The organism is Vibrio sp. 1069 (assembly GCF_033340555.1).
Window position 1 is genome coordinate 1 of the sequence record NZ_JAWOWP010000694.1, and the last position, 577, is coordinate 577.

The 577-nt window shown below is 48.9% G+C and carries 1 protein-coding gene; it reads left to right on the top strand.

Annotated features, from left to right (window positions below; all coding sequences use genetic code 11):
• Window positions 1-577, top strand: a 577-nt coding sequence (gene murJ / locus R7040_RS28530; RefSeq protein WP_318097895.1) for a murein biosynthesis integral membrane protein MurJ, incomplete at both ends; no start/stop codon positions are given.

Sequence of the window (577 nt, forward strand, 5' to 3'; positions counted from 1 at the left end):
TATGGTTCATCACCTTTGTTGCGCTTTCCGGAGCCATTCTTAACACACTCGGCAAGTTTGCCGTCTCCTCATTCACTCCGGTCTTTTTGAATGTCATGATCATTCTGGCGGCTTGGTTTATCTCGCCACAGATGTCTCAACCGGAAATCGGTCTGGCTATCGGTGTGTTTTTAGGTGGTTTGGTTCAGTTCTTATTTCAAATCCCTTTCCTTATTAAAGCGGGCGTGATGGTTAAGCCTAAGTGGGGGTGGCGCGATCCTGGGGTGGTAAAAATCCGCACGTTGATGATTCCCGCTTTGTTTGGCGTCTCTGTCAGTCAAATCAACCTGCTATTTGATACTTTTATTGCCAGCTTTCTACAAACTGGCTCAATCAGCTGGTTGTATTATTCCGATCGTTTGTTGGAGTTCCCGCTGGGGCTGTTTGGTATTGCGATTGCGACGGTGATTTTGCCTGCGCTGTCTCGTAAACATGTGGACTCGCAGAGCGAAGGTTTTGCACATACCATGGATTGGGGCGTTCGCATGGTAACGCTGCTCGGGATTCCGGCGATGTTGGGTTTGATGGCGTTGGCGAA